The following is a 20,968-nucleotide window of genomic DNA, read 5'->3' on the forward strand; positions in this document are numbered from 1 at the left end:
TCACATAGATACACCAATCGATCATTAACGGTATAGACGCCGGGGCTACCTCCCAGGCGTTTTTTATTTTTTGGAGTCAACCATTACCCCATTACAAACTTAAACCCTGTTTAGCACTTTAGTTATCGTTGTTACCTCAAAAACGGTATGGCGTAATTAAAATATTCATTTTGAGGAGAGCGGCTAACGTCCCATCGCTTAGCACCAGCTGGCCGTTCCCTTTGATCAGCGTGGGTAAGAATCAGCCGCTTCTTAGCTCGTGAAACTCCGACAAAATATGCGCAACGGTTTTCAGCTTGATTTCCAAAGAAGATTTCGTTCTCAACGGCCATGATGATGACCGAATCGAATTCAAGGCCTTTGCTCTTGTGTATAGTCAGGATGCGTACTGCTTGATCGTCTGAAAAACGTTCAAGTGCTTTAGGTAAATCGGGTTCCAGTTTGAGCAACTCTTCGATATACATCTTAGTGTTTTGCACGACCTCTTTGAGGCGACCAGGGGATTCATAGTCCGGTGACAGCGCTACGAGGGTTTTGATACTGATTTGCTTCAAGAAGGCTCGCACAAACTCCCACCACCCAGAAAAAGGCTCTGCAATCAGGTCAGCGCTGGCTGTCTCTTTCCGTTGTTGCTTGATCAGTCGATCTAGATCCTTGCGTACATTCGATTGGATGTCCTCATCTGCGAAGGGAGCCAACTGATTCATCAGCCGAATCCAGGCTTTTGGCTCGCGCTGGCCGTAGAGGCAAGACAGGTAATCCACAACTAATCGGGCGGCGGGCTCGACCGTGATGTCCTGCATCTGCTGCTCATTGCGGTAAGGGATGCCACGTGCCTCTAGTGCTGCCATGAGATGGTCGGCGTAAAGATCAAGCTGTTTGGAAATGAGAATCGCGATTTCTGCTGGAGGCAGTAGTTCGGTCGATATCCACCCCTCAATCAAGGCCGCCAGATACTCCGCCTCTGTATGGCTATTCTCGAAGTGCCAAGCGAATACCTCGCCCTCATCGCCAGCAAGCTGATCATCGGGCATGACGGACATAGGATCGAGTTTCCGAATTATTTCGTTCTGCAGACGCAGCAAGCGTGGCTTTGAACGAAAGTTGCGGTACATATTGAGCGGTACCGCAGCGAAATCGGCAGCGAAAGTTTGGAAAATTCCATCCAAGGCTCCCGCCCAGCCCATGATCTTTTGCTTGGTATCGCCCACTGCAGTTAGGCGAATGCTGGTCTCTTGAAAAGCGAGCTTTAGAAGTTCGTACTGTAAATTGGTGCAGTCCTGAAACTCATCCAGAAATACATCACTGTAGGTCTGGCGGATAGCGTTACGTGCGACTTTTGATTTCCTTAGAATCTGAATAGCCAGAGGAACCAAGTCGGCAAACTCAATCAAGCTGCGCGAAGGCCCTTGTTTTCGATCAGCGATTTTGTATCCAACATCCAGCGTATATTCACCCGTTAGCACTGGCCTGAATCGATCGATGATACGTTTAGCGAAAGCGTGGAAGGTATAGCTGTCAAATCGCGATGCCAGCTCAGAACCACAGCGGCGTCTTACTCGCTCCTTCAGATTGCTGCTGGCGTCGACCTTGAACGAGATAGCCAAAATTCGTTTGGGATAGCGGCAAGTGCCCGTACGCAGCAGGAAGTCTGCCCGCTGCGCAAGCATTTCGGTCTTACCTGCACCAGGACCTGCCGTTAGCGCCAGGCAGTGCACTTGTTCCTTTGCCGCACGGAGAGCATTCGGTTCAAGTGTAAGCCCATCTGCGGGCTGCCATGTATTGACGGTTATCACTCAGGCAGCCCTGCAAGCTTGGCGATCACAGCATCAGCCAAGCGCCCAAAAGATTCAGGCATGTTTGCGAGCAGATCTTCATCACTGAGCTTGGCGAGTGCATCAATATGCGCTGCCGGTTTGCTGCCAAGCTTGAAGCTGCGGTGGTAAGTGCTAAACAACTTCAGTTCGTCCTCGCTATATTGGCTTGCGTTATGGTGGCTTTTTCCGAGGACAGCCCTGACCGTTGACTCATCAGGTGTTTCTCTTACTACGCCATAGGCGGTCGGGTAGGCGAGGAGCATCGCAAAATCGAGATCTAACGGAGAGGAAAAAAAGACCTCTTTTGCTTGAAGTGCTTTGAAAAGGTCTATCTTTTCTCCACCAAAAAAATGATGAGTGCGGAGAAGTATCTCGTCATCATCCCACTTTGAAATCTGCCATTCAGTGGGAAGTACTTTGTTGGGATCAATTTTTCTCAGTTGGTCATTCACGTATTTGATTCTCCCCCATCCAGCTTGGTGGCGTGCGACATCTAGATCAAGAAGGGTCAGATAGGGAATCTGTAAAGTAGAAAGTAATCGCCAAAAGTGATTGACGTGCCGGCCGCCTAAGGGGGCTATCGATACAGCAGACTCGTCGACTGGAGCACCTTTGGCCTGAAGTAGTCGTGGAAGCACAATTTCTTCGCTGTCGCCTTCTCCCAATACCACAAGGCGAGAGAAATATATTTCCGGAAAGGCCTGCACGGCCTCACGTACAAACTTGTGAGCTTCGTCCATGGTGTCGGGCAACTGAATATGGGTAACACGCGAAGTTCTTCCCTCAGTCAGGCGCAGATATCGAATCCGTTCGGGAGCAACGCGTCGCAGCATCGACGGGGCATGAGTGGCAATTAGGGCCTGAGCGTCGCCGTTACCAGTCATCATGTTTAGGGCATTAACGATTCGTCCTAGGTAATGGGGTGAAAGGCTGTTCTCCGGCTCTTCGATTGCGATCAGCGTAAAGACAGGCGGGCGCAACTTGTCGGCATTGAATGATGTGTCTTTTTCAGCCAGCACGGCACGACCAATGGCCTGTGACGAAAGTACGAGGGACAGATATAGCATCGATTTCTGGCCGTCGCTCAGGCGTGAGAAGTCCACTAACTGTTCATCATGCCCCGGCGAAAAAGAAACCGACATATGTCTCAACAGGGCTTCAACCTCAGAGGCCACAAAAGTGATCTTTGGATCAGTAAAAAAACTGCCTTTGTGCAAAGCGCCCCATGCTTCTCTCAAGCTTATGCTGAATGCATTAATCGATGGGTTTGACGCGAGACTGTCGCTGATTTGGTCGGTGAGATCTTTTATAGCGTCGCGCTCCGCATCCCAGTTCACTGCACGCAACATGCGCCCGAGCAGCGCATTGGCACCGTAGGCAATGTGGTCGGCTGGATCACGGCGGGCTGGAAGGTAGTGGACATGAATATGGTTGCGCTCAGATCGGGGCACTTGTGCTGTGTTGAGCGGTGAACCATCTGCATCAATCTCCAAAACATAAACCAAGGTTTCTTCAATATCGCCATCCTGCCCCATGTTTGCACTGAGACGAAAACGCACACGCGGTATGCCGTCTTCTTCGTCGAGGCGCATGTGGCCAAAGTGAGGAGCAACGGTGCTGTTGTCTTCATCTTTCGCCAGCTCTGGAAATAGGAAATCGGCTTCTATCCAGAGCTGACGTTCTTCCGGCACATCCTCCTCATCTAAGGAAACGTGAAAATCAGACCTTAGGATTCGGCGTAAGGATGGATCAAATGCAAACAGGCGGCAAAGCGCCTGGAGCGCAGCTGTCTTGCCTGAGCCGTTGGGGCCAATCAGGTAGGTCATTTCTTCCAGCCCGAGCTCAATAGGATGTGCTCCAAAGGACTGGAAGTTCGACAAGCGAATTGACTGAAGATTCATATAAATTTTTGATTCTATTAGTTTTGTTCAGATTTTGATCTAACGCTGAACTTTCATTCAGCGGCCTTTTAAGTTCAGATAGTCGTATTTACCCTTCTTGTTAGTCTGACACTCTAGGGGTGAGGTTGAACCTTGTAAAACTTATTTAAAGCCCAAGTTGAACCGCCGTTTGGAAGCTGTAAGGTTGTTTCCAAACGGTCAATCTCCAAATCACTTTGAAACGTCAAATTTCGCTCACTACGAAGACGGGCGGGTGTACACGCTCCATAAATAACTCAAACTCTCGCCCAGCCTTATGAAAACGCCACCTGCGTATGCTCCCCTGCTCATCAGAGACGTGTTCCTCGTGGAGTGCTGAGTCGGGCAACTGAAGAGCGAAAACGGCCTTAATGTTACCCTCGGAGCCATAATACTGATTCATTTCGATGAATATCCCAAATCGCTCATCATGCCAATTACCTCTTGGGCTTAATTCTCGCCGAACCGGTTCGAGGGGAGACGGAATCCCATAGAGTTTGTCTTTAAGGCTACTGTTTTCTCGGGTCAACAACTCATACTGTTGTTTTGGTACGTACTCGGTGAGAACGCTCTCACTAGGGATATATCCCTCTAAGATCATTTCCATCTCTTCTCTCGGCACATATTGCTGATATACCTTCGATTTCTCGACGTAATCGGCCTCGACTACCGAACGGTGAAGATAATTGGCTTGAAGCTCGGTAATCGACACAACGGAATCCACCGGAAAAAGCTTTAAGTCGAAGAAAGCTACTGCCCCAACGACCCCACCTCCCAAAAGCACCAAAGCGGAACCACAAGCTGATATAAAGCCCCAAAATCCCATTTTTTTAGTATTTTCATTGGTCAAATCACATTTCCTCAGGTTATTTGAATAATAGTGAGTTGAAGTTCTCTGCCTATCAATGAGCGAGCGTATCTGCACGCCTGCTGTCTTTTCCGTCATGATCGCTTTAGGCTGAAAATCGCTGTTACTGTTACATAAGCAAGCACGAGAACTAGCTTGGTTATGTACAAGAGCGGCTGTAAATCTTCAAAGAACCCATCAAAACCGCACCCTCTCCGCATTTTCCCTTAACCAATCCCGACATTGCTGATAATCCGGCATCACCCGTCCAAGCTCATTCCAAAACTCAAGGGAGTGGTCGTGGCGGATCAGGTGGCAAAGCTCGTGCATCACCACGTAATCCACCATGCGATTGGGGGCCATCATGATCTGCCAGTTGAACTCAAGCTTGCCCTTGGTGGTGCAGCTGCCCCAACGTGATTTAAACGTGCGAATGCCTACACCCATAGGCGATACCCCCACAACGGGGGCGAAGCGCGTCACTTTCTCATTTATTTTTTGTTCAGCCTGGCGTTTGTACCAGCGCACCAGGGCGTTGCGTACCATGTGCGGTCGTTCCGGGCCGCTGGGTAGCGTTATTAACAATCTGCCGTGTAGCAGCTTTACTGGAGCAAAGGCGCCGGTTTCTATCTTGAGGCGGTAGTTACGCCCCAGGTAAGGGAATGCTTCACCGGACACAAACTCGCGGCTGCTGGCAGGCGCGGCCAGCTGGTGTAGTGCCACTTTTTCTTTGATCCAGCGACGCTTGCTGGCCAACAGCTGGTCGATCTTTTCTAGCGGGGTGCCACTGGGCACTACGATAGAGACCGCGCCTTCTTCCACGCGGATATCCGCCGATTTACGGCGATTAGTGCGGATGATTTCGGCAATAAAACCCGAGGCCTCTCGGTATTCGGTTGGGTTAGCCATGGCGGTCATGGATTCGCTTTTCCAAAACGGTTTTTGGCCAGCTCCATAAAGCGGTCTTGCACTGCGGTTACCAGGGCTTTATCCGCAAAGGAGCCATCCAGAACGGCGCGCTTGATCTCTTTTTTCATGCGTTTGACCTGATCCTGCTTATCGAAGAAGTCGACGATCTGGGTGGCTTCATCAAACATGTCGACAAGGTGCTGGCTGATGGCTTTGATCTCATCATGCACCGCTTCGCTGATGGCATCTTCCCCGGCATGGTGCGTCACTTCTGCCATCAGAATGTTGTAGAACGCGAACTCGGTTTCACTCAGCCCCAGGGCATCTGCTTCGTGTTTATGCTCAGTATTGATGGTGCTGACCATCTGTGAAAGCAGTTCCAGCTGCTGATCCCACTTGCCTGCCGTTTTCTCGATGATATCCCGCAGGCGCAGGCTGAGCGATTTGTAATACTCGGGGTCTACTTCCAGTTTCACGGTGATGTGGTGCTTAATCGCGCTTTCAATCTCGGACGCTTTAGATTCTGGGGACTTAATTTGTTCCACGGTTTGCTTGAAGTTGGCATCCATTAAATCCACTGGCGGGATCTTGGGGTCTACCCCCGTGCTGATAATGTGGTCTTCCACTAGCTTGCGAACTTTTTCACCTACATCGGCCAGGTTAAGGCCTGGGTCGCGGTAGCGGTTTCTCGCAGCGTTTTGCACCTTGCCCCAGAATTTTAGGTCAGGCACAAACGGTTTGGCCGCGGTATCAGGCAGAATGATATCCATTTGTTTAGCAAAGGCTTTATACGCCAGCTCAAACTGCTGGCGTTTGTCTTCATCCTTGAGGAAAAGGACGTAGGCATCAATATCCTTCTCTTTCACCCCTGCAAATAGCTTGGCCACCCTTGTGTGGGCGGCCTTCAGCTTAGGGATCTCGTCTTTCAGGCTGTGGTAAGTGCCTTCAGCGTCCTCATTACTGAACATCTCCAGCGCTTCGGTCAGCTGATCAGATAGCCCGTAGTAATCGACAATGAAGCCTGCCTGCTTTGCCCCCTTGCCGTTAGGTGAGGAGCAGGTGCGGTTAACCCGCGCAATCGCCTGCATCAACGTGTGGTCTTTCAGGTTGCGGTCGATATACATGGCCTGAGCAATGGGCGCATCGAAGCCGGTTAACAGCATATCTTTCACGATCAAAAAAGCCGTTGGATCTTCACTTAACGGCTTGGTGAAGTTGCTGATGACCTGTTTCTGGCGTGCTTTATCGGTGTACTGCGCCAAGTAAGCCGGGTCATTGTGGCTGCCGGAAACAATGACTTCAGACGGCGGAGCGTCGAGCTCATCCAGGGTTTTCTTGAACAGCGTGGCAGCATAGCGGCTACCGACCACAATCATCGCTTTGAAGCCGTTGGGATGAATGTGCTCGCGGTAGTGTTTCAGCAGGTCTATGCATACCCAGCGGATGCGTGCCGGTGCCTCACGTATCGCACGTTCCACCCCGTACTTTTTCCTGATCTCTTTTTTTTCGTCATCGCTGTAATCGCGAAAATACTCGTCGAAAAGCGCATCCAGCGAATCGCCCACCACATCGGTGAGCACCTGACGGCCTTCGTAGAGAATACGCACCGTGGCCCCATCGGCCACGGCCTCGTTAATTTTGTATTGATCAATGTACCCGCCAAACGCCTGGCTCATTTTCTGCGTTTTCAGCAACGGCGTGCCGGTAAAGCCAATCTTGGGGGCATTAGGTAGCGCCGCGTTAATGGTGGCCGCGAGGTTACCGAACTGGGTGCGGTGGGCTTCATCGGCCAGCACGATCACTTTATCGCTGGGGTTCAGGTCGCTGAAATCGCCCTCGGCTTCGGCATCTTGAAACTTCTGCACCATAGCAGTGACGATATCGGATGAATCGCGCTGCAACAGCGTTTTTAGCTGAGCAACAGAGCCAGCATTGTGAATGGTTTCATTCTGAGCATCGCGGAACGTCGCAGAGAGCTGACTATCCAGCTGTGTGCGGTCAGTGATGAACACCAGCTTGTACTGCTGTAGTTCTGGGTCGCGTCGCATCTTCACAGCCAGCATGACCATGGTGAGGGATTTACCAGAGCCTTGGGTATGCCACACCACCCCCGATTTTTCCTTACGATCCTGGCCTGCTTTCAGCCGCTCAATCACCTTGTTAACCGCACGGTACTGCTGATAGCGGGCAATTTTCTTAATCAGCTTCCCATCCACGGCTTCAAACAGCGTGAAGTTCTGCAGTACATCGAGAAAGTTAGCCGGTGAGAAAAGCCCTGCCAGCAGGCGCTCTTGGGCATTGATATCTGCGTGAGCCGGTTGGCCCGCTGCAATGCGCTGCGCTTCTAGCAGGTAAGCCGGAGAAGGCACATCCGTCACTTGGTAAGCAGTGGGGGCAGGTAAGGTCTGGACTAACTGAGTGGAAGCAAGTAACTGGCGGATATCCCCGTCGGTAAAGGGGTAGGCATCTTTCCAATCGCCGTAATGTTGGGCGCTGGAGCTAATAGTACCTACTCTGGCTTGGTCGCGGCAGGTGGAGACCATCAGTTGGTTATACCAGAACAGCTTTTGGGCACCTTCGTCATCTTCGGGGTAACGCAGGTTGGCGTAGCGCCGTAACTGGTCAATACCTTGCGCTAGGGCGTCGACAATATAGGGCGACTTGCACTCAATTACCGCCAACGGCAGGCCGTTCACGAAGCAAACGATATCCGGGATGATGTTCTGATTGAGGCCTTCAATCTTGAATTGGTTGGTGCAGTGAAAGTCGTTGTTCTCAGGCTGGTCGAAGTCGATGATTTTGACCGTCTGCCCCTTGCGCCCCTTACCCACGTCTTGCTCTACCGAAAGATAATTCACCAGCTGTTGGTAAATCGCGTGGTTGTACTCCATCAGGCCCGCATGGTGGGGATGAGTAATCTCCCGCAGTACCTTGCGCAGGTTTTCTTCACTGATCCAGGGGTTCAGGCGCCGCAATGCGGCTTCTAACTGTTTGACGAGTACTACGTCACGATAGTAGCCGCGCTCACCGGTAGAAGGGGCACCGTCAATAGGCAGCACAGGGGATAAACTTGCCCCAGGAACATAACGCCACCCCAGTTGCTGAAGCTGGGCAATGGCGGGCAGTTCGACCTTTTCGATCTCATCCTGGTACAAGGTAATTATCCTTTGTAGTACTTTTCGCTCAGCCTAGCATGCTACCGCCATCGGTTCAGCCGTTTACGGCATTCAGTCTCCGGTAATCGGGCACCTCCCTTCAGCATGCTGTCTAACGCATCGGCGAGCTGTTGCGTCGAGAGCAAGGCGTGGCGTTCTAGTTCGTCCAAAATCCAGAGCACACCCCGCACCTCAAGCTGGCCTTGTTGACCGGATTTGCGCAGCGCGCCGTCACCGGTTAATAGCGGCCAGCGTCGCTCCCTGGCCAGAAAATAGCAGGACACATCGGCCAGAGAAGAGTTGCCCAGGGTTTGGCGAAGATCAAAGAGCGACACCACCTCATCGCCACTTAAGCCTTCTATCATCAGCCCCAGATCCGTCAGCTGCTGGCCGGGTGGTTGCCTTAGCTCTCGCCATACAAAATCTGTGGTGACGAATTGATGGGGCAGTTCAAAAACGGTTTCCAGCAGGCTACTACGATGAAGATCAATCCAAATATTGGTATCAGAGACAAGTATTTTCGCTGACATGCGCGCCGCCACCTGTCTGTCCGTTGGCCATTACCTCCTGGATATCCCCCAGGCCGATATTAAGTAATTCCGCTGCTCGTGAGGGAGTGACTAACCCTTCCGCAAGTGCCCGGTAAACCAGCTGCCGCAGGCGGTAGGAAGTTTCTGAGGGCAAGGGGTTAGGCTCACTGGAGCGGTAGCCCTGCATTGACCAGTATTTGACGGTGCTTTGGTAGAGGTTTGGGTTGATGATACCCAGGTCATGCAGCCGCCGTAGAATCGCCTGAATGGAAATGCCCCACTCTTGTTTTGCCAGCAAGAACTCGTCAAACAGCACACGCTTGCGGTGCTCGCCGAAAATGGCGCGTACTTGGCTAGCAGGAAACAGAAAGGCACCGGCAAAGCGGTGGCAGTTGTTCTCTTCTTCCCGAGTACCGTGAATAGCTTCAGGCATAGCCATCACGAGGTGGCCCAGCTCATGGGCGAGGTTAAAGCGTTGGCGTTCACCGGGGCGGTCAGTGTTGCTCACAATCACCGCATCCGCGCCCTCGTTGACCAGCGCACACAGGCCATCAAACTTTTGGTGGGCGTTTAGGCCCACGACCTTGATGTCGTTTTCTTCCAGGGTTTCGGTCAGGTTGGCAATGGGATTTAGCCCCAGGCTCCAGGCGTGGCGCAGCGCTTCCGCCGCCTGTTCGATTTCCTCAGCGTTAGCTACCGCGAAACGGCGATGCCATTGGGTAAAGCCACGGCGGCGTGGTTCAGTCTCAAACACGCTTTCCGCCGCTAAATAGCGCTCAAGATGCTCGCAAACCTGTTCTTTCACGGCTTCCTGCTGGCGTTTGCCAAAGGCGGAATGCTTGCGAAAATCGACTGCGCCTAATGCCACGGAGTCAGGGCGGAAAAAATATTCAGGGCTCACCCCCAGCACATCGGCGAGCTGGATTAAGCGAGTGGAGTTGGGCGCGTCCTTGCCCTGCTCATATTTGGACAGAGCTTGCTTGGTAATGTCCCCTAGCTGGTCGGCCACCTGCTGCAGGGTCATGTTCTTGAGGACACGCGCACGATGCAATCGATCATGCAGCATGGGGGCACCTTAGTGAAGAGGAATTGAGTTGACAAGTATGATTTAAAATAAAGACCTGTCAACTAATGAAGGGGGGCAGTTAGAGGAGAAAGTCAGGCTTCAGCTAGCTCGCGGGTATCAACCTTGACGCGGACTTTACCGGTGAGGAGGTCTTGCATGAGGGCTTTTTTCAAGTCTTGTATTTCCAACAGTTTGACACGCTTCATCGAAATCGCTTGATCGATACTATCTAAAGAGTCAACTATTAATACACGCTCATCAGTGGGGGGCAAAGCAACGAGGGTTTTTCGAATAGCAGTTAGATTTAACCCAGCTTTTGCGCCTGCATCATTGTTTGCAATGAATTGCTTTTGGGTATTTTCAAAAGCAAGAAAGTGGCCAACCCAGCGTGCAAGCTCAGGCTCAATCAGGCGTACCAATGAAATATGCTGGTTTACGTAAGCCTCGCCCATAGACTTATTCACAACACCTATGACACCGAGATCAGCTGTAATTGAAATCAAAACATCGCCACTTTGGACTTTCGTTCTCTTGCCCTCGGCAGAATCGGGTGGATTTACATACACAGTGTCTACAAACCTCAGGTTTATATGTCCTCTAGTGAGGTTTCCAATCCGAATGAATATAGCCCCACTTGCCGAGTAGTATTGCGCCCACCCACGGGAGCCACTGGTAATAAAAGATGAAAGCTCTTCAAGTGATGATAAATTCCACTCTGACGGTATATGCCCCACCGGCGAATCCTTAAACTCCGTATGCGGAACGCCGCCCGGTCCAATCCCCTTGGTCAGCAGCTCCTGCATCATGCCGGTTTTCAGATTTTTCAGCTTGTCGATCTGTGCGCGTGTTTTTTCAATCACCTCATCGACGGATGACAGGATGGCGGCGATTTTTTTCTGTTCGGGGAGTGGGGGGAAAGCTATCTCTAGCGTTTTCAGGTATTCCGTGGGAACTCGCCGTTGACCAGCTGAGCCGGTCATGTTTACTGCACCTTTGAGACGAAAATCTTCGGAATTGGTTAATTGATAGAGAAATTTTGGGCTAGAGTTTTTTCTTGCTCGCAATACATGGAACTCAGTGCTGCCGAAGCCCACCCCATTCCTCAAACCTTGGACAAAGCCGCCTTTCCCGTTTTCAAAGCAAGGAGTTATCTTGGCGACTAAGACGTCTCCATTTTGGAAACTGGTAAATCCTTTTGACACCTGCCCGTACGATGCAGTCCGAATATTCCTCACGACAGCATTATTTGATACGTCTTCCATTTTAATGAATGAGACGGGAGTATCTGCATTCATCGCTGATCGTTGTACCAATCGGGGGTTAACGTCGCTGAAATCAGTGAGATTGCCAATAGACCACCCATAAGGAACTGTATTACTCATACCCCAGCTCCTTCAAATACCCCTTCATCACGCTCTCGGCTTCGGCTACTTCAGCATCCAGTTCATGTAACGAGACCTTGTACTTATCCCACCAGCGTTCTAGCTGGCTGATAATAGCGGCGCTGTTCTCAGCATCGGGCGCTTCATGCTGGACGATATCGCGTAGCTGCTCTTTGCTATTGATGGCTGGTTTGAAATCAAAGTAGGCTTCATCGCGGCGATCAAACACGCAGCTAACATCAAAATCCATCAGGATTTCTTCGCGGATATATTCGCTTTCTACTTCCCGTACGGGAATGCCACCGTGCAGGATGGCACGCACATCGAAGATTTCCGGTGGTGGATTGGTATCGGCGTAGCGGCGGATGTTCAGGTTGTAGTCGTTCTCGGCAATGTCCGCCAGGATGACGACTTTTGAATAGCGCTTGATCTCGGCGTAGTTATCGAACGTGCTGACGATCTTTTCAATATCCTGCTGGCGCAGCTTGTTTTGGTTCTTGCCTTCTTCATATTCCAGCTCGCTGTTAATAAACAGCACCTTGCCTTTGCGTTCGGCTGGTTTGTGCTTATTGATAATCAGCAGGCTAGCGGGAATGCCGGTGCCGTAGAACAGCGCCGGTGGCAGGCCAATCACGGCTTCCAGCAGGTCGTCATTCAAAATGCCCTGACGGATAGCTTTTTCACTGGCCCCTCGGAACAGCACACCATGGGGCATCACCACGCCCATCATGCCTTCGGCATTCAGGCTAGCGATCATGTGCTGCACAAAGGCCAAGTCACCGGAATCTTTCGGTGGCGTGCCGTAGGGGTAGCGGCCATAGGCGTCGTTATCGGCTTCTTCCTTGCCCCACTTCTTCAAGCTGAACGGCGGGTTGGCCAGTACCCGGTCGAAGGTCATCAACTCACCGCCCTGGGTGTGCTGTGGGTCGCCTAGCGTGTCGCCCTTGCGAATATCGGCGCTGTAAACACCGTGCAAGAACATGTTCATCTTGCAGATGGCCCAGGTGTTAAGGTTCATCTCTTGGCCAAACAGCGATAGGTTAGCCGGGTTCTCGCCATTGGTAGCTAGATGATTGCGGGTTTGCACCAGCATACCGCCTGACCCCGCCGTAGGGTCATAAATGCGCATACCTGCGTGGGGCTTGAGCAGTGATACCAGTAGCTGCACCACTTCAGAAGGCGTATAGAACTCGCCGCCTTTTTTACCGGCGCTGTCGGCAAACATCTTGATCAGGTATTCATAGGCCGTGCCCAGTAGGTCGGGCCGCTCGAAATCCTGGTTGCGTAACCGGTAGCGGCTGAAATGGCTGAGCAAATCCCGCAGCTTCTTATCAGAAAGCTTGTTCTTGATGTTGAAGTCGATCGACACCAGCACGCCTTCCAGCGTGGCGTTGTGCTCTTCAATGGCTTCGGTGGCCTTGTTCAACTCCGCGCCAATATCGTGCTTTAGGTCTTTGATGGCACCCCAGCGGGCGACAGGCGGGATATAGAAGGTTTTGTCGTATTCGTCTTCATCATCGGCCAGCTCACGCGCCTGGGCTTCGCTTTTGCCTTTGCTGAGGTAATACGCAACCACCGATTCCTGTGCTTCCTCAAAGGCATCCGACAGGCGCTTCAAGAACATCATGCCGAAGATGTAATCCTTGTATTCGGACGCATCCATATTGCCGCGCAGAATATCGGCGGCTTCCCATAAGAAGGATTCCAGCTGTTGCAGCGTAACGGTGTGGCTCATTGATGATTCCATGTATGGCAGTAACCGTGGGCATGGCTGAAACATCGCCCCCACAAAATAGTGAGCCGAGTTTAGCGGTGTGGGGGCATGTGGGCAAAGCGATACTCAGTTAGCCATGTCCATTGGTCTTGATGGGCCTAGCGAGCTAGGGATGATGTACAGCGTCACTTAGTTGCGACTAGTGCCAAACGCTCTGACCCCAAGCCCATAATGCTTTGTCTCAGCTTTGCAAAGGTATGAGGCGCGATAGAACGCCTCCTGAAAGCTGTTTGGATCATCCCGGTCGATCCAATAAAACGGATGGGCTGGTACATGAACCCATGGCTCTTGAGGATTCCAAGCAATACCTAGCGCGCTGTACCAAGCGCGTGACACGCGGCTGATAAGGTTTTCATTGGGGGAGCATGCTCTGCCGGGCATGTGATAAGCATCGCGGTTAAGTAGCAAAAAGAAGTGATAGTGAGGTTTACCATTATTGCCTACCTCGCAGCACCACACATAGCGCACTTTGGTATCTGGCACCCAGCCGCTCTGACGCTTTTGCTGCCGGTCGTGTTTGATAATAGCCTTCAGAGAAGAAATGAACCTTGACATCAGGCCTTTATAATCCTCTAGCGTCATCCTATCGCTTATCTCGGTTGGTATTACTGGATCAACACGCAAAGCCAATACTCGAGGATATTCACATATCGCCTTTTGCATTGTGTCGTTTAGCGCTTGAAGGTATTCACTCACCATCGGCAAAGATTCTACCTGTACGCTCATGGCGTTAAACAAAGGGGCATAGCTTAAGTGCAGATTAGTGTTAGTGGGGGGAAGTAGTGTCATTTCGAATCTCCTGGACATGAGAAATCGCCCATGACCAACAAGGCATGGGCTCTGGTTACAAGCACAATGAATCCTCCAGCTATCGCTGGATTCAAAGGATGTATCATGTTGCTTGGTTAGGTAGCGGGCTGTAGAACCCTTTCTTTACCCTTCGCTTAAGTTAATGCTTAAGTTAATAATAATTAAACAAGGGTCGAAAAGACTGATTCAGTGATCATCAACCTAGATGGACTGTGGTGTGAGCTGGTGAAAGGTACTGGACTATCAACTCTTTAATTAAATTAGAGTTGCCTAAATAAATAAGCATTAAGCAACCCCTTCATCCCTACGCTTAATGATGTCATTAATCCAAGCCTCGATTTCACTTTCAACCCAGGCCACGGCACGGGTGCCTAGTTTAGTAGGTTGAGGGAACTGCCCAAGGCTTATGTACTTGTAGATCGTTGATTTGGCCAAGCCAGTACGATCCATGACGTCTTTGATGCGGATCAGTTTCATGCTCATGACGAACTCCTGTTATTCGTTCATGACATGAGGAAGCTGAGTATTTTTAATTGGTTAGTGGCACTATCGTCTGCATAGTTACTAACTGGAAGACGTTATAGAGCCCTCAAGGGCATCGTTATGCTCGCCAATTTTTGCTGCAAGGTAGTTGTTATAGTGGCCTTGCCAATAAGCTTTGAGATCTTCGGATACATTTGAGGTGTATGCGGTTTCTTCCTGTATAAGATTTAGACCACCAGCCCCATAACCACGCAGTTGAAACATGGAAATGTGTTGCTGATCAGGCTTGTTAGAGCAAACGGGAATCAACATAAAATCCATTGCCTCATAATCGATTTCCCCGTGTTTATAGGTATGGCCCCTCAATGCAAATTGAAGCTGTTTGGCCAAATGGTGGGATAAGGCATAACAAAAATTAACAAGATGAGAGTAAGAGGCTGGATTATTCGTTGTAGATACTTCGATCTCGCTAGGCGTTTGTTCATCCTTATCCTGGAGGCCGTGCGCATTTTCTTCAGCCTCGGTATCCAATTCACTATCAACATCGTCATGTTTGACGTCATTAAGTAAGGAACCTAAGCGGCGTGCAATACTCGCGATGATTTCTGGGTGTGGGTCTCTCGGGCCTACCCCGCCTTCAATCATTTCAGTCCAGGCTGATGAGAGCAGCCACATTGCATCTACATGTACACTAGTCAACAGCCAAGCAGCGTCATCGGCATCGTAAGCCGTAAGCAAAGCTTCTATGCCATCTTCTAGGGGGTAAGAGCTAGGCAGTAACTCCATAGCAAAGTGGTATACGTTCTGAGCTTTTTTAACTTTAGCTTTATAAACTTTGGCCACCCTATCTAAAGCCTCTTTAGATAGGGTGGCCTCTTCCATCTCGGTTGATGCATGTCTGTTAGCAGCCTCAATAGCTTTATATTCCTCTAGCAATGCCGCGATTTTTAGACTACTTACTCCTGCGGCTAAAGCTGCATCAACTATGCCATCTACCAACTCCGTTCTCTTATGCTCAGAGCTTGAGGTCGGTAATAGAATATTTACTGACTCTCTGCCACCGTTACCCAGTAACGGATGGGCTAGGTCAAGCAAGTAGATGGAGGTCTTTCGAACACTGGAATGGGGGGCGTAGCGACCTGGCTCGTGATGCGTAATGAGGCCCAAGTCGCTTAGCTTCTTCAACTGACTCGTAATGCGATAGCGCGACATCCCTGTTAGGCGGCGCATCGCTGATACGCTTAAACAGGTAACGACGCCTGGGGAGTCTGCATGCGCTAATAGCACCATCAGCAGCCAACGATTAGGCAGCGTCAAACTATGGGCTCGGAGACGGCTACCCTCAATCAAACCGACTTTTTCTTCAGTGGTAGATAAACGTGTCGTTTTTGCCAGTGTGTTGATTTCTTCAACATGTTGCTCACAAGCATGTGCAGGGGTAGTTGCAATTGCCTTCACCAGCTTAGCTGATAAGCGATATCGCGAGCCTGGTCTCCCAGGCCCCTGACGTGGCAGTCGTTCTATATCAACAAATCGCTCTTGATTATCTCCCTGCTTACCAGTGAGTACCCCCCAAGCACGACGACCCTGCGCATAGGTTAAGCCCAGGCGGGCAAAAAGTGTCTGCAGTGAGCTTTCGACACTATTTTCAGGGCCGATAAGCAAAGCCCACTGCATCACCAACCATCGTGCTTCAGGAGATAATTGAGGGTTTTGGTAAGTCAGCAATGTTGTATTCATTGCTAGTATTTTAGGCGTTTCACAAGATAATTAAAATCCTATTTGCTTACTTAGTAAAAATAAATTCAATACATTGTTTGATTACATTGTGCTTAAACAGTGCCAGCACATTGTGATATTACAATGTGACAGCTGGTTTTTACATGTGAGTGCAGCTATGATGCTCACTCAATTTATAAGCAACATCATTATTGGTTAGCGCTAATGACACAGCCGTTTGATTGGATAAATAAGAGTAATAATGACCAGTTGGCTTGGATCGCTTCTTACATGGGCCGTAAGGCGATTGCCGGTTCTTCTCTGTTCAAATTAGTGAAGAATCACAATCAATTTGGCTATCAAGAAATGGCTAAGAGCTTAAATTTGCTTCCAGATAATGCAGAGTATCGAGAGGCCAGCAGACAGATGAAAAGTGCTTGGCAAACTCGCCAACACCGGAAAAAACATGGCAATCCAGTATCCCTTCAGATGCCAAAAGAGTCTTTGAAGAAGCTTAATGCTTTGGCCAAAAACCATGGGCAATCCCAGGGCAATACCCTTAGTCAAATCATCAACGACGCGATTAATGATCAAAAGCGCGACACAGCGCAAGCTAGAGGAGATCGAGAAAAACTGAGAGCCCAACTGAATAAACAGCATGAAAAAGCTCAGCAAATAGAGCATGACTACATGACAATGGTAAACAGCTTAATGAATACCCTGGCAGAGGAATTAAGCTATCGCTGTCGTCTAGAAGCGTTTGTGGGAGGGTGGGATGACTCACCTCTTGAAAGCAATGATAAGCAGACATATCACGACCTGGTAGAAAAACGTCTCTCCAATGCAGAGTTGAATACTAGCAAGCTTAAATCGTTAAACTGTTATGCTTTCCCTACTCTTCGCATGCGGATGCGAGAACAGGCAATAATAAATGGTATTGAAGAATCAGATACCGGCTTACTGTGAAGCCTAATCGCCTACAGTTAGTGCCTTCCAGCGCTCATGGTGCGTTCTGCTAGGTCATAGTCTACGCCAAGAGAAATGCTCTCATTGATTAAAACTAGCCTGGAATTTCTTTCCCCCTTAACTGCAATGAATGATTACGCTAGCTAAAAACGCTTTCCTTCCCTTGTCATTACCTATTTGCAAAGCTGTGAGTTGTGGCAAAAGCTCTACATGCACCTCTTGCACTGACGTAGCACCAAATATAAAAATATTTCTAGCAAGAAATTTATCGCAATGTTAAACATTTAATTGGGGGACTGATTGGGGGGCCGACTAAATCTAAGACACAAAAAAGCCGCTGAAATCAGCGGCTTATTCGTAATACTTGGCGGAGGGACAGGGATTCGAACCCTGGATAGGCTATTAACCTATGCCGGTTTTCAAGACCGGTGCATTCAACCGCTCTGCCATCCCTCCGGCTTATGGGTGCGTATACTAACAGCTTTTCCTTGGAAGTCAACGCCTTTTAGTACAAACGTAACCCGACGCGGGTAATCTTCCCGCCTTCCATGTCGCTGACTACCCAATGGATGCCGTGCCAATCCACGTCGTCCCCAATGACTGGGTGGCCACCCACGCGCAGGGCAATAAACTCCGCCAGTGTCATGTTCTGCTCGCCAGGGCTGAGCGTTAAGCCATAGGCTTGGGCGATATCCTGCATTTGCGCGCTGCCATCCAGGGTAAAGGTACCGAAGAAGGCGCGCTCCTGTTTGAGCTTGGCATCGCCATTGAAGAGTCTGTTAAGGGCGTACAAGTCCTCTGAGCGGCCGATCACACAAATCACATCGCCCAGCTTTAAGCGTGTGCTGCCCTTGGGGTGCAGCATGGTGTGGTCGCGGAACAGCGCCGAAATAAGCGCCCCTGACGGAAAACGCAGCAGCCGGATGGGCACGTCCTCTAAATCCTGGTTTTCGACACCGTACACAAACAGCTCAAAGTCGTTTTCCGGCAATATGCCCAGCGGGCCGCGTCGGTTAGGTACGGTACCCACAGGCACTTCCACCTTCAGCCACTTGGCCATCAGTGTCAGCGAGCCGCCCTGGATCAGCAACGACATCAAGACCACAGCGAAGGCAACGTTAAAGTAGAGCGACGCGTTTTCGACCCCACCGATAACCGGGAAAATAGCCAGTACGATAGGTACCGCCCCTCTTAAGCCTACCCAGGCGATAAAGAAGGTTTCCCGCCAGCGAAACTTAAAGAACGGCTTGATAGTGATCAGCACGGCCAGCGGGCGGGCGATAAAGATAAGCGCCAGCGCTACTAAACCCGCGGGCAGTGCTACGTCCCACAGCTCACTGGGCGTAACCAGCAGGCCAAGCACCAGGAACAGGCCGATTTGACTTAGCCACGCCAAGCCATCGTGAACAGGCAAAATAAAGTTGAGGTGGCGCCCTGGCTGGTTACCAATCATCAACCCAGCAAGGTAAATCGCTAAGAAGCCGCTGCCGCCCAGTACGCTGGTTAAACCGAACACGCTGAACCCTAGCGCCAACGCCAGCATGGCGTAAAGGCCCGGGGCTAAATCAAGCCAGCGCAGCAGCTTGGCACTCAGCCAACCGCCTCCCAGACCGACAATCAAACCAATGCCAAACTGGGACATAAAGAACAGGAAGGTTTCAACAGGCCCGCCAATATCACCGACAAGCAGTTCAACCAGCATCAAGGTCAGGAAAATCGCCATCGGGTCGTTGGTGCCCGACTCAATCTCCAGCGTCGCCCCTACCCGCTCGTTGAGATTAACGCCGCGACCGCTAAGCATGGAGAAAACCGCGGCAGCATCCGTTGAACCTACGATCGCGCCGACCAGCAGGCCCTGCACTATCGTTAGTTCAAAAATCCACATGGCGATAATGCCAACAATGGCACTGGTGATAAAAACACCGAAGGTCGCAAGCGAGAGCGCAGGCTTAAACCCCACCCGGAAGGTCTTGAGGCGGGTGCGTAAGCCACCATCCAACAAAATCATGGCCAGCGCGAGGTGGCCAATGGCAAAGGCCATGGAGTAGTCGTCAAATACAACGCCCAGCACGCCCTCCTCACCTGCCAGCATGCCTAGCCCAAGGAAGATCAGCAGTAGCGGCACACCCATCATCGACGATAAACGGCTGGCCAGAATACTGAGGGCCATTAGCGAACCGCCTACCAAAAAGAACATATAAATTGCGTCCATGACTCTCCATCTCTACATCAATACAGCGCTATTATTGCATGTAAACGTTGAATTTACTGTCTCTTCTCAGCGCCCTCTTATGCTCAAGGGGCTGGTCAGAAGCTTTCCTGGGCGGCTACACTTCGCCGTTACGACCTCTGGAGTTACTGACTATGTTGCGTTGCCTCTCACGCTGTTGGCACCCTATTCTGTTGAGTATCATCATTACCTTACTGTTTTCTAATTCAGTTATTTACGCAAATGAAGAGAGCGAAGAAAGCGCAAAAGAAGAAAGCCCTCTAGAAGAAGAATCCCTGCAAGATGGAGAAAGCTCTCCAGAAAGCACGCCGCTGACGCTGGACAGTGACGTCGAGGTGCCAGAAGCATTTTTGCGACCCATTGACAGCGAAAGTGTCGAAGAAGTGCCCACCATGGCGCAGACCCCTGCCCCACCTCTAGAGCCGCCGCCGGTTAAGCACATAACGCTTATGCTGGATTGGTACTTGAGTCCACAACATGCCGCTTTGGTGATTGCCAAGGAGCGGGGGCTGTATGCAGCTCAAGGGCTTGAGGTAGATATTCAATCACCGGCCGACCCCTCCATTGCCATCAAACTATTAACCGCAGGCGAAGTCGATTTGGCGTTAACCCGACAGCCACTGCTTCACTTGTATGTCCATAACGGTGCGCCCATCACCCGAATCGCAACACTGATTGAGACATCGTTATCAGCGGTTATCGTGGCGGGACAAGCGCAGACGGAAACAGAGAGTACCCTGGCTGGGTTACATTACGGTTATACCACCGGTGAAGGCCGCGACCTGAGCATTCCGCGTTTAATACCCCGCTCTGTGCAGCAAACCGATGATTTCGACCCGCCAGTCAACCTGCATTTTGATCCAATACGTGCAATGCGTGAAGGCCAGATTGACGCCGTTGCCGATGGTTTTTACCACTACCTCCCCCAGCAGTTGGCGACGGAAGGCATTAACACCCACGTCATTCGCTTCAATGAGTTAGACATTCCCCGTAGCGATGGCCTAGTAGTGCTGGCCAATAGCGATACGCTCGCGCGCCGCGCCGATACCTGGTCCCGGTTCGTGCTCGCCCTTGAGCAGGCGAGCCACTGGATTATCGACAACCCTACCGCTGCCTGGGAGCAACTGATTAGCGCGCACCCTGTACTCGACAATGACATTAACGCCAATGCCTGGGAGGATATCCTCCGCCGTATGGCGCTGAGCCCCGCCGCATTAGATAGCCGCCGCTACGCTGGTTTTGAAACCTTTTTAAATCAAATGGGCCTTACCGACGCGACACTTCCCGTCACGCGCTTAGCGGTAGATCCCCACTCTTTATAACCACGTATTGATAGCTCTTTATCCACGAACATGGCGGCC

General features: G+C 50.8%; 15 protein-coding genes and 1 tRNA gene. 2 read left to right on the forward strand and 14 right to left on the reverse strand.

Features of this window, described 5'->3' with window-relative positions; all coding sequences use genetic code 11:
* Positions 1-131: 131 nt before the first annotated feature.
* From ACFIOZ_RS11140 to ACFIOZ_RS11195, 12 genes are all read right to left on the reverse strand, one after another.
* Complete coding sequence (locus tag ACFIOZ_RS11140; protein ID WP_386077488.1) at positions 132-1,796, reverse strand: UvrD-helicase domain-containing protein; 1,665 nt, start codon at positions 1,794-1,796, stop codon at positions 132-134.
* Complete coding sequence (locus tag ACFIOZ_RS11145; protein ID WP_386077491.1) at positions 1,793-3,718, reverse strand: ATP-dependent nuclease; 1,926 nt, start codon at positions 3,716-3,718, stop codon at positions 1,793-1,795. Before ACFIOZ_RS11145 ends, ACFIOZ_RS11140 begins: the two co-directional genes overlap by 4 nt.
* A gap of 223 nt (positions 3,719-3,941) precedes the next feature.
* Positions 3,942-4,586: a hypothetical protein gene (locus ACFIOZ_RS11150; protein ID WP_386077493.1), complete on the reverse strand. Its 645-nt coding sequence runs from the start codon at positions 4,584-4,586 to the stop codon at positions 3,942-3,944.
* 195 nt (positions 4,587-4,781) lie between these two features.
* The gene (locus tag ACFIOZ_RS11155; RefSeq protein WP_386077496.1) at positions 4,782-5,501 is read right to left on the reverse strand and encodes a M48 family metallopeptidase; all 720 of its coding nucleotides are present in this window, start codon (positions 5,499-5,501) and stop codon (positions 4,782-4,784) included.
* Entirely contained in the window at positions 5,498-8,647 is a 3,150-nt protein-coding gene (locus tag ACFIOZ_RS11160; RefSeq protein ID WP_386077499.1) for a type I restriction endonuclease subunit R, read from the reverse strand. The genes ACFIOZ_RS11155 and ACFIOZ_RS11160 overlap by 4 nt, the downstream gene beginning before the upstream one ends.
* A gap of 41 nt (positions 8,648-8,688) precedes the next feature.
* Positions 8,689-9,177 (reverse strand): hypothetical protein, encoded by a 489-nt coding sequence (locus ACFIOZ_RS11165; protein ID WP_386077502.1) that lies wholly within the window; start codon positions 9,175-9,177, stop codon positions 8,689-8,691.
* On the reverse strand, positions 9,152-10,243 hold the full coding sequence (locus tag ACFIOZ_RS11170) for a helix-turn-helix domain-containing protein (protein ID WP_386077505.1): 1,092 nt from the start codon (positions 10,241-10,243) through the stop codon (positions 9,152-9,154). Before ACFIOZ_RS11170 ends, ACFIOZ_RS11165 begins: the two co-directional genes overlap by 26 nt.
* 92 nt (positions 10,244-10,335) lie before the next feature.
* Positions 10,336-11,625, reverse strand: coding sequence for a restriction endonuclease subunit S (locus tag ACFIOZ_RS11175; protein WP_386077508.1), 1,290 nt, complete (start codon positions 11,623-11,625; stop codon positions 10,336-10,338).
* Positions 11,618-13,360, reverse strand: coding sequence for a type I restriction-modification system subunit M (locus ACFIOZ_RS11180; RefSeq protein WP_386077511.1), 1,743 nt, complete (start codon positions 13,358-13,360; stop codon positions 11,618-11,620). Before ACFIOZ_RS11180 ends, ACFIOZ_RS11175 begins: the two co-directional genes overlap by 8 nt.
* Before the next feature lie 168 nt (positions 13,361-13,528).
* Entirely contained in the window at positions 13,529-14,188 is a 660-nt protein-coding gene (locus tag ACFIOZ_RS11185; RefSeq protein ID WP_386077514.1) for an inovirus Gp2 family protein, read from the reverse strand.
* A gap of 306 nt (positions 14,189-14,494) precedes the next feature.
* A complete protein-coding gene (locus ACFIOZ_RS11190) occupies positions 14,495-14,692 on the reverse strand; it encodes a helix-turn-helix transcriptional regulator (protein WP_386077517.1) in 198 nt (65 codons plus the stop codon).
* Between the two features lie 81 nt (positions 14,693-14,773).
* The gene (locus tag ACFIOZ_RS11195) at positions 14,774-16,432 is read right to left on the reverse strand and encodes a MarR family transcriptional regulator (RefSeq protein ID WP_386077520.1); all 1,659 of its coding nucleotides are present in this window, start codon (positions 16,430-16,432) and stop codon (positions 14,774-14,776) included.
* Between the two features lie 204 nt (positions 16,433-16,636).
* Here ACFIOZ_RS11195 and ACFIOZ_RS11200 point away from each other — a divergent pair, with 204 nt between their 5' ends.
* Positions 16,637-17,377 (forward strand): hypothetical protein, encoded by a 741-nt coding sequence (locus tag ACFIOZ_RS11200; protein ID WP_386077523.1) that lies wholly within the window; start codon positions 16,637-16,639, stop codon positions 17,375-17,377.
* A gap of 365 nt (positions 17,378-17,742) precedes the next feature.
* Here the strand turns inward: ACFIOZ_RS11200 and ACFIOZ_RS11205 are convergent.
* Together ACFIOZ_RS11205 and ACFIOZ_RS11210 are read right to left on the reverse strand one after the other, a co-directional pair.
* Positions 17,743-17,833 (reverse strand) — tRNA-Ser (locus ACFIOZ_RS11205).
* Positions 17,834-17,882: 49 nt separating this feature from the next.
* Positions 17,883-19,589, reverse strand: a complete 1,707-nt coding sequence (locus ACFIOZ_RS11210; protein ID WP_386077525.1) for a potassium/proton antiporter — start codon at positions 19,587-19,589, stop codon at positions 17,883-17,885.
* A gap of 152 nt (positions 19,590-19,741) precedes the next feature.
* Here ACFIOZ_RS11210 and ACFIOZ_RS11215 point away from each other — a divergent pair, with 152 nt between their 5' ends.
* On the forward strand, positions 19,742-20,929 hold the full coding sequence (locus tag ACFIOZ_RS11215) for an ABC transporter substrate-binding protein (RefSeq protein ID WP_386077528.1): 1,188 nt from the start codon (positions 19,742-19,744) through the stop codon (positions 20,927-20,929).
* Positions 20,930-20,968: the final 39 nt, after the last annotated feature.

Origin of the sequence: Vreelandella sp. F11 (assembly GCF_042466685.1) — a bacterium.
In the GTDB taxonomy this organism is placed as follows: domain Bacteria; phylum Pseudomonadota; class Gammaproteobacteria; order Pseudomonadales; family Halomonadaceae; genus Vreelandella.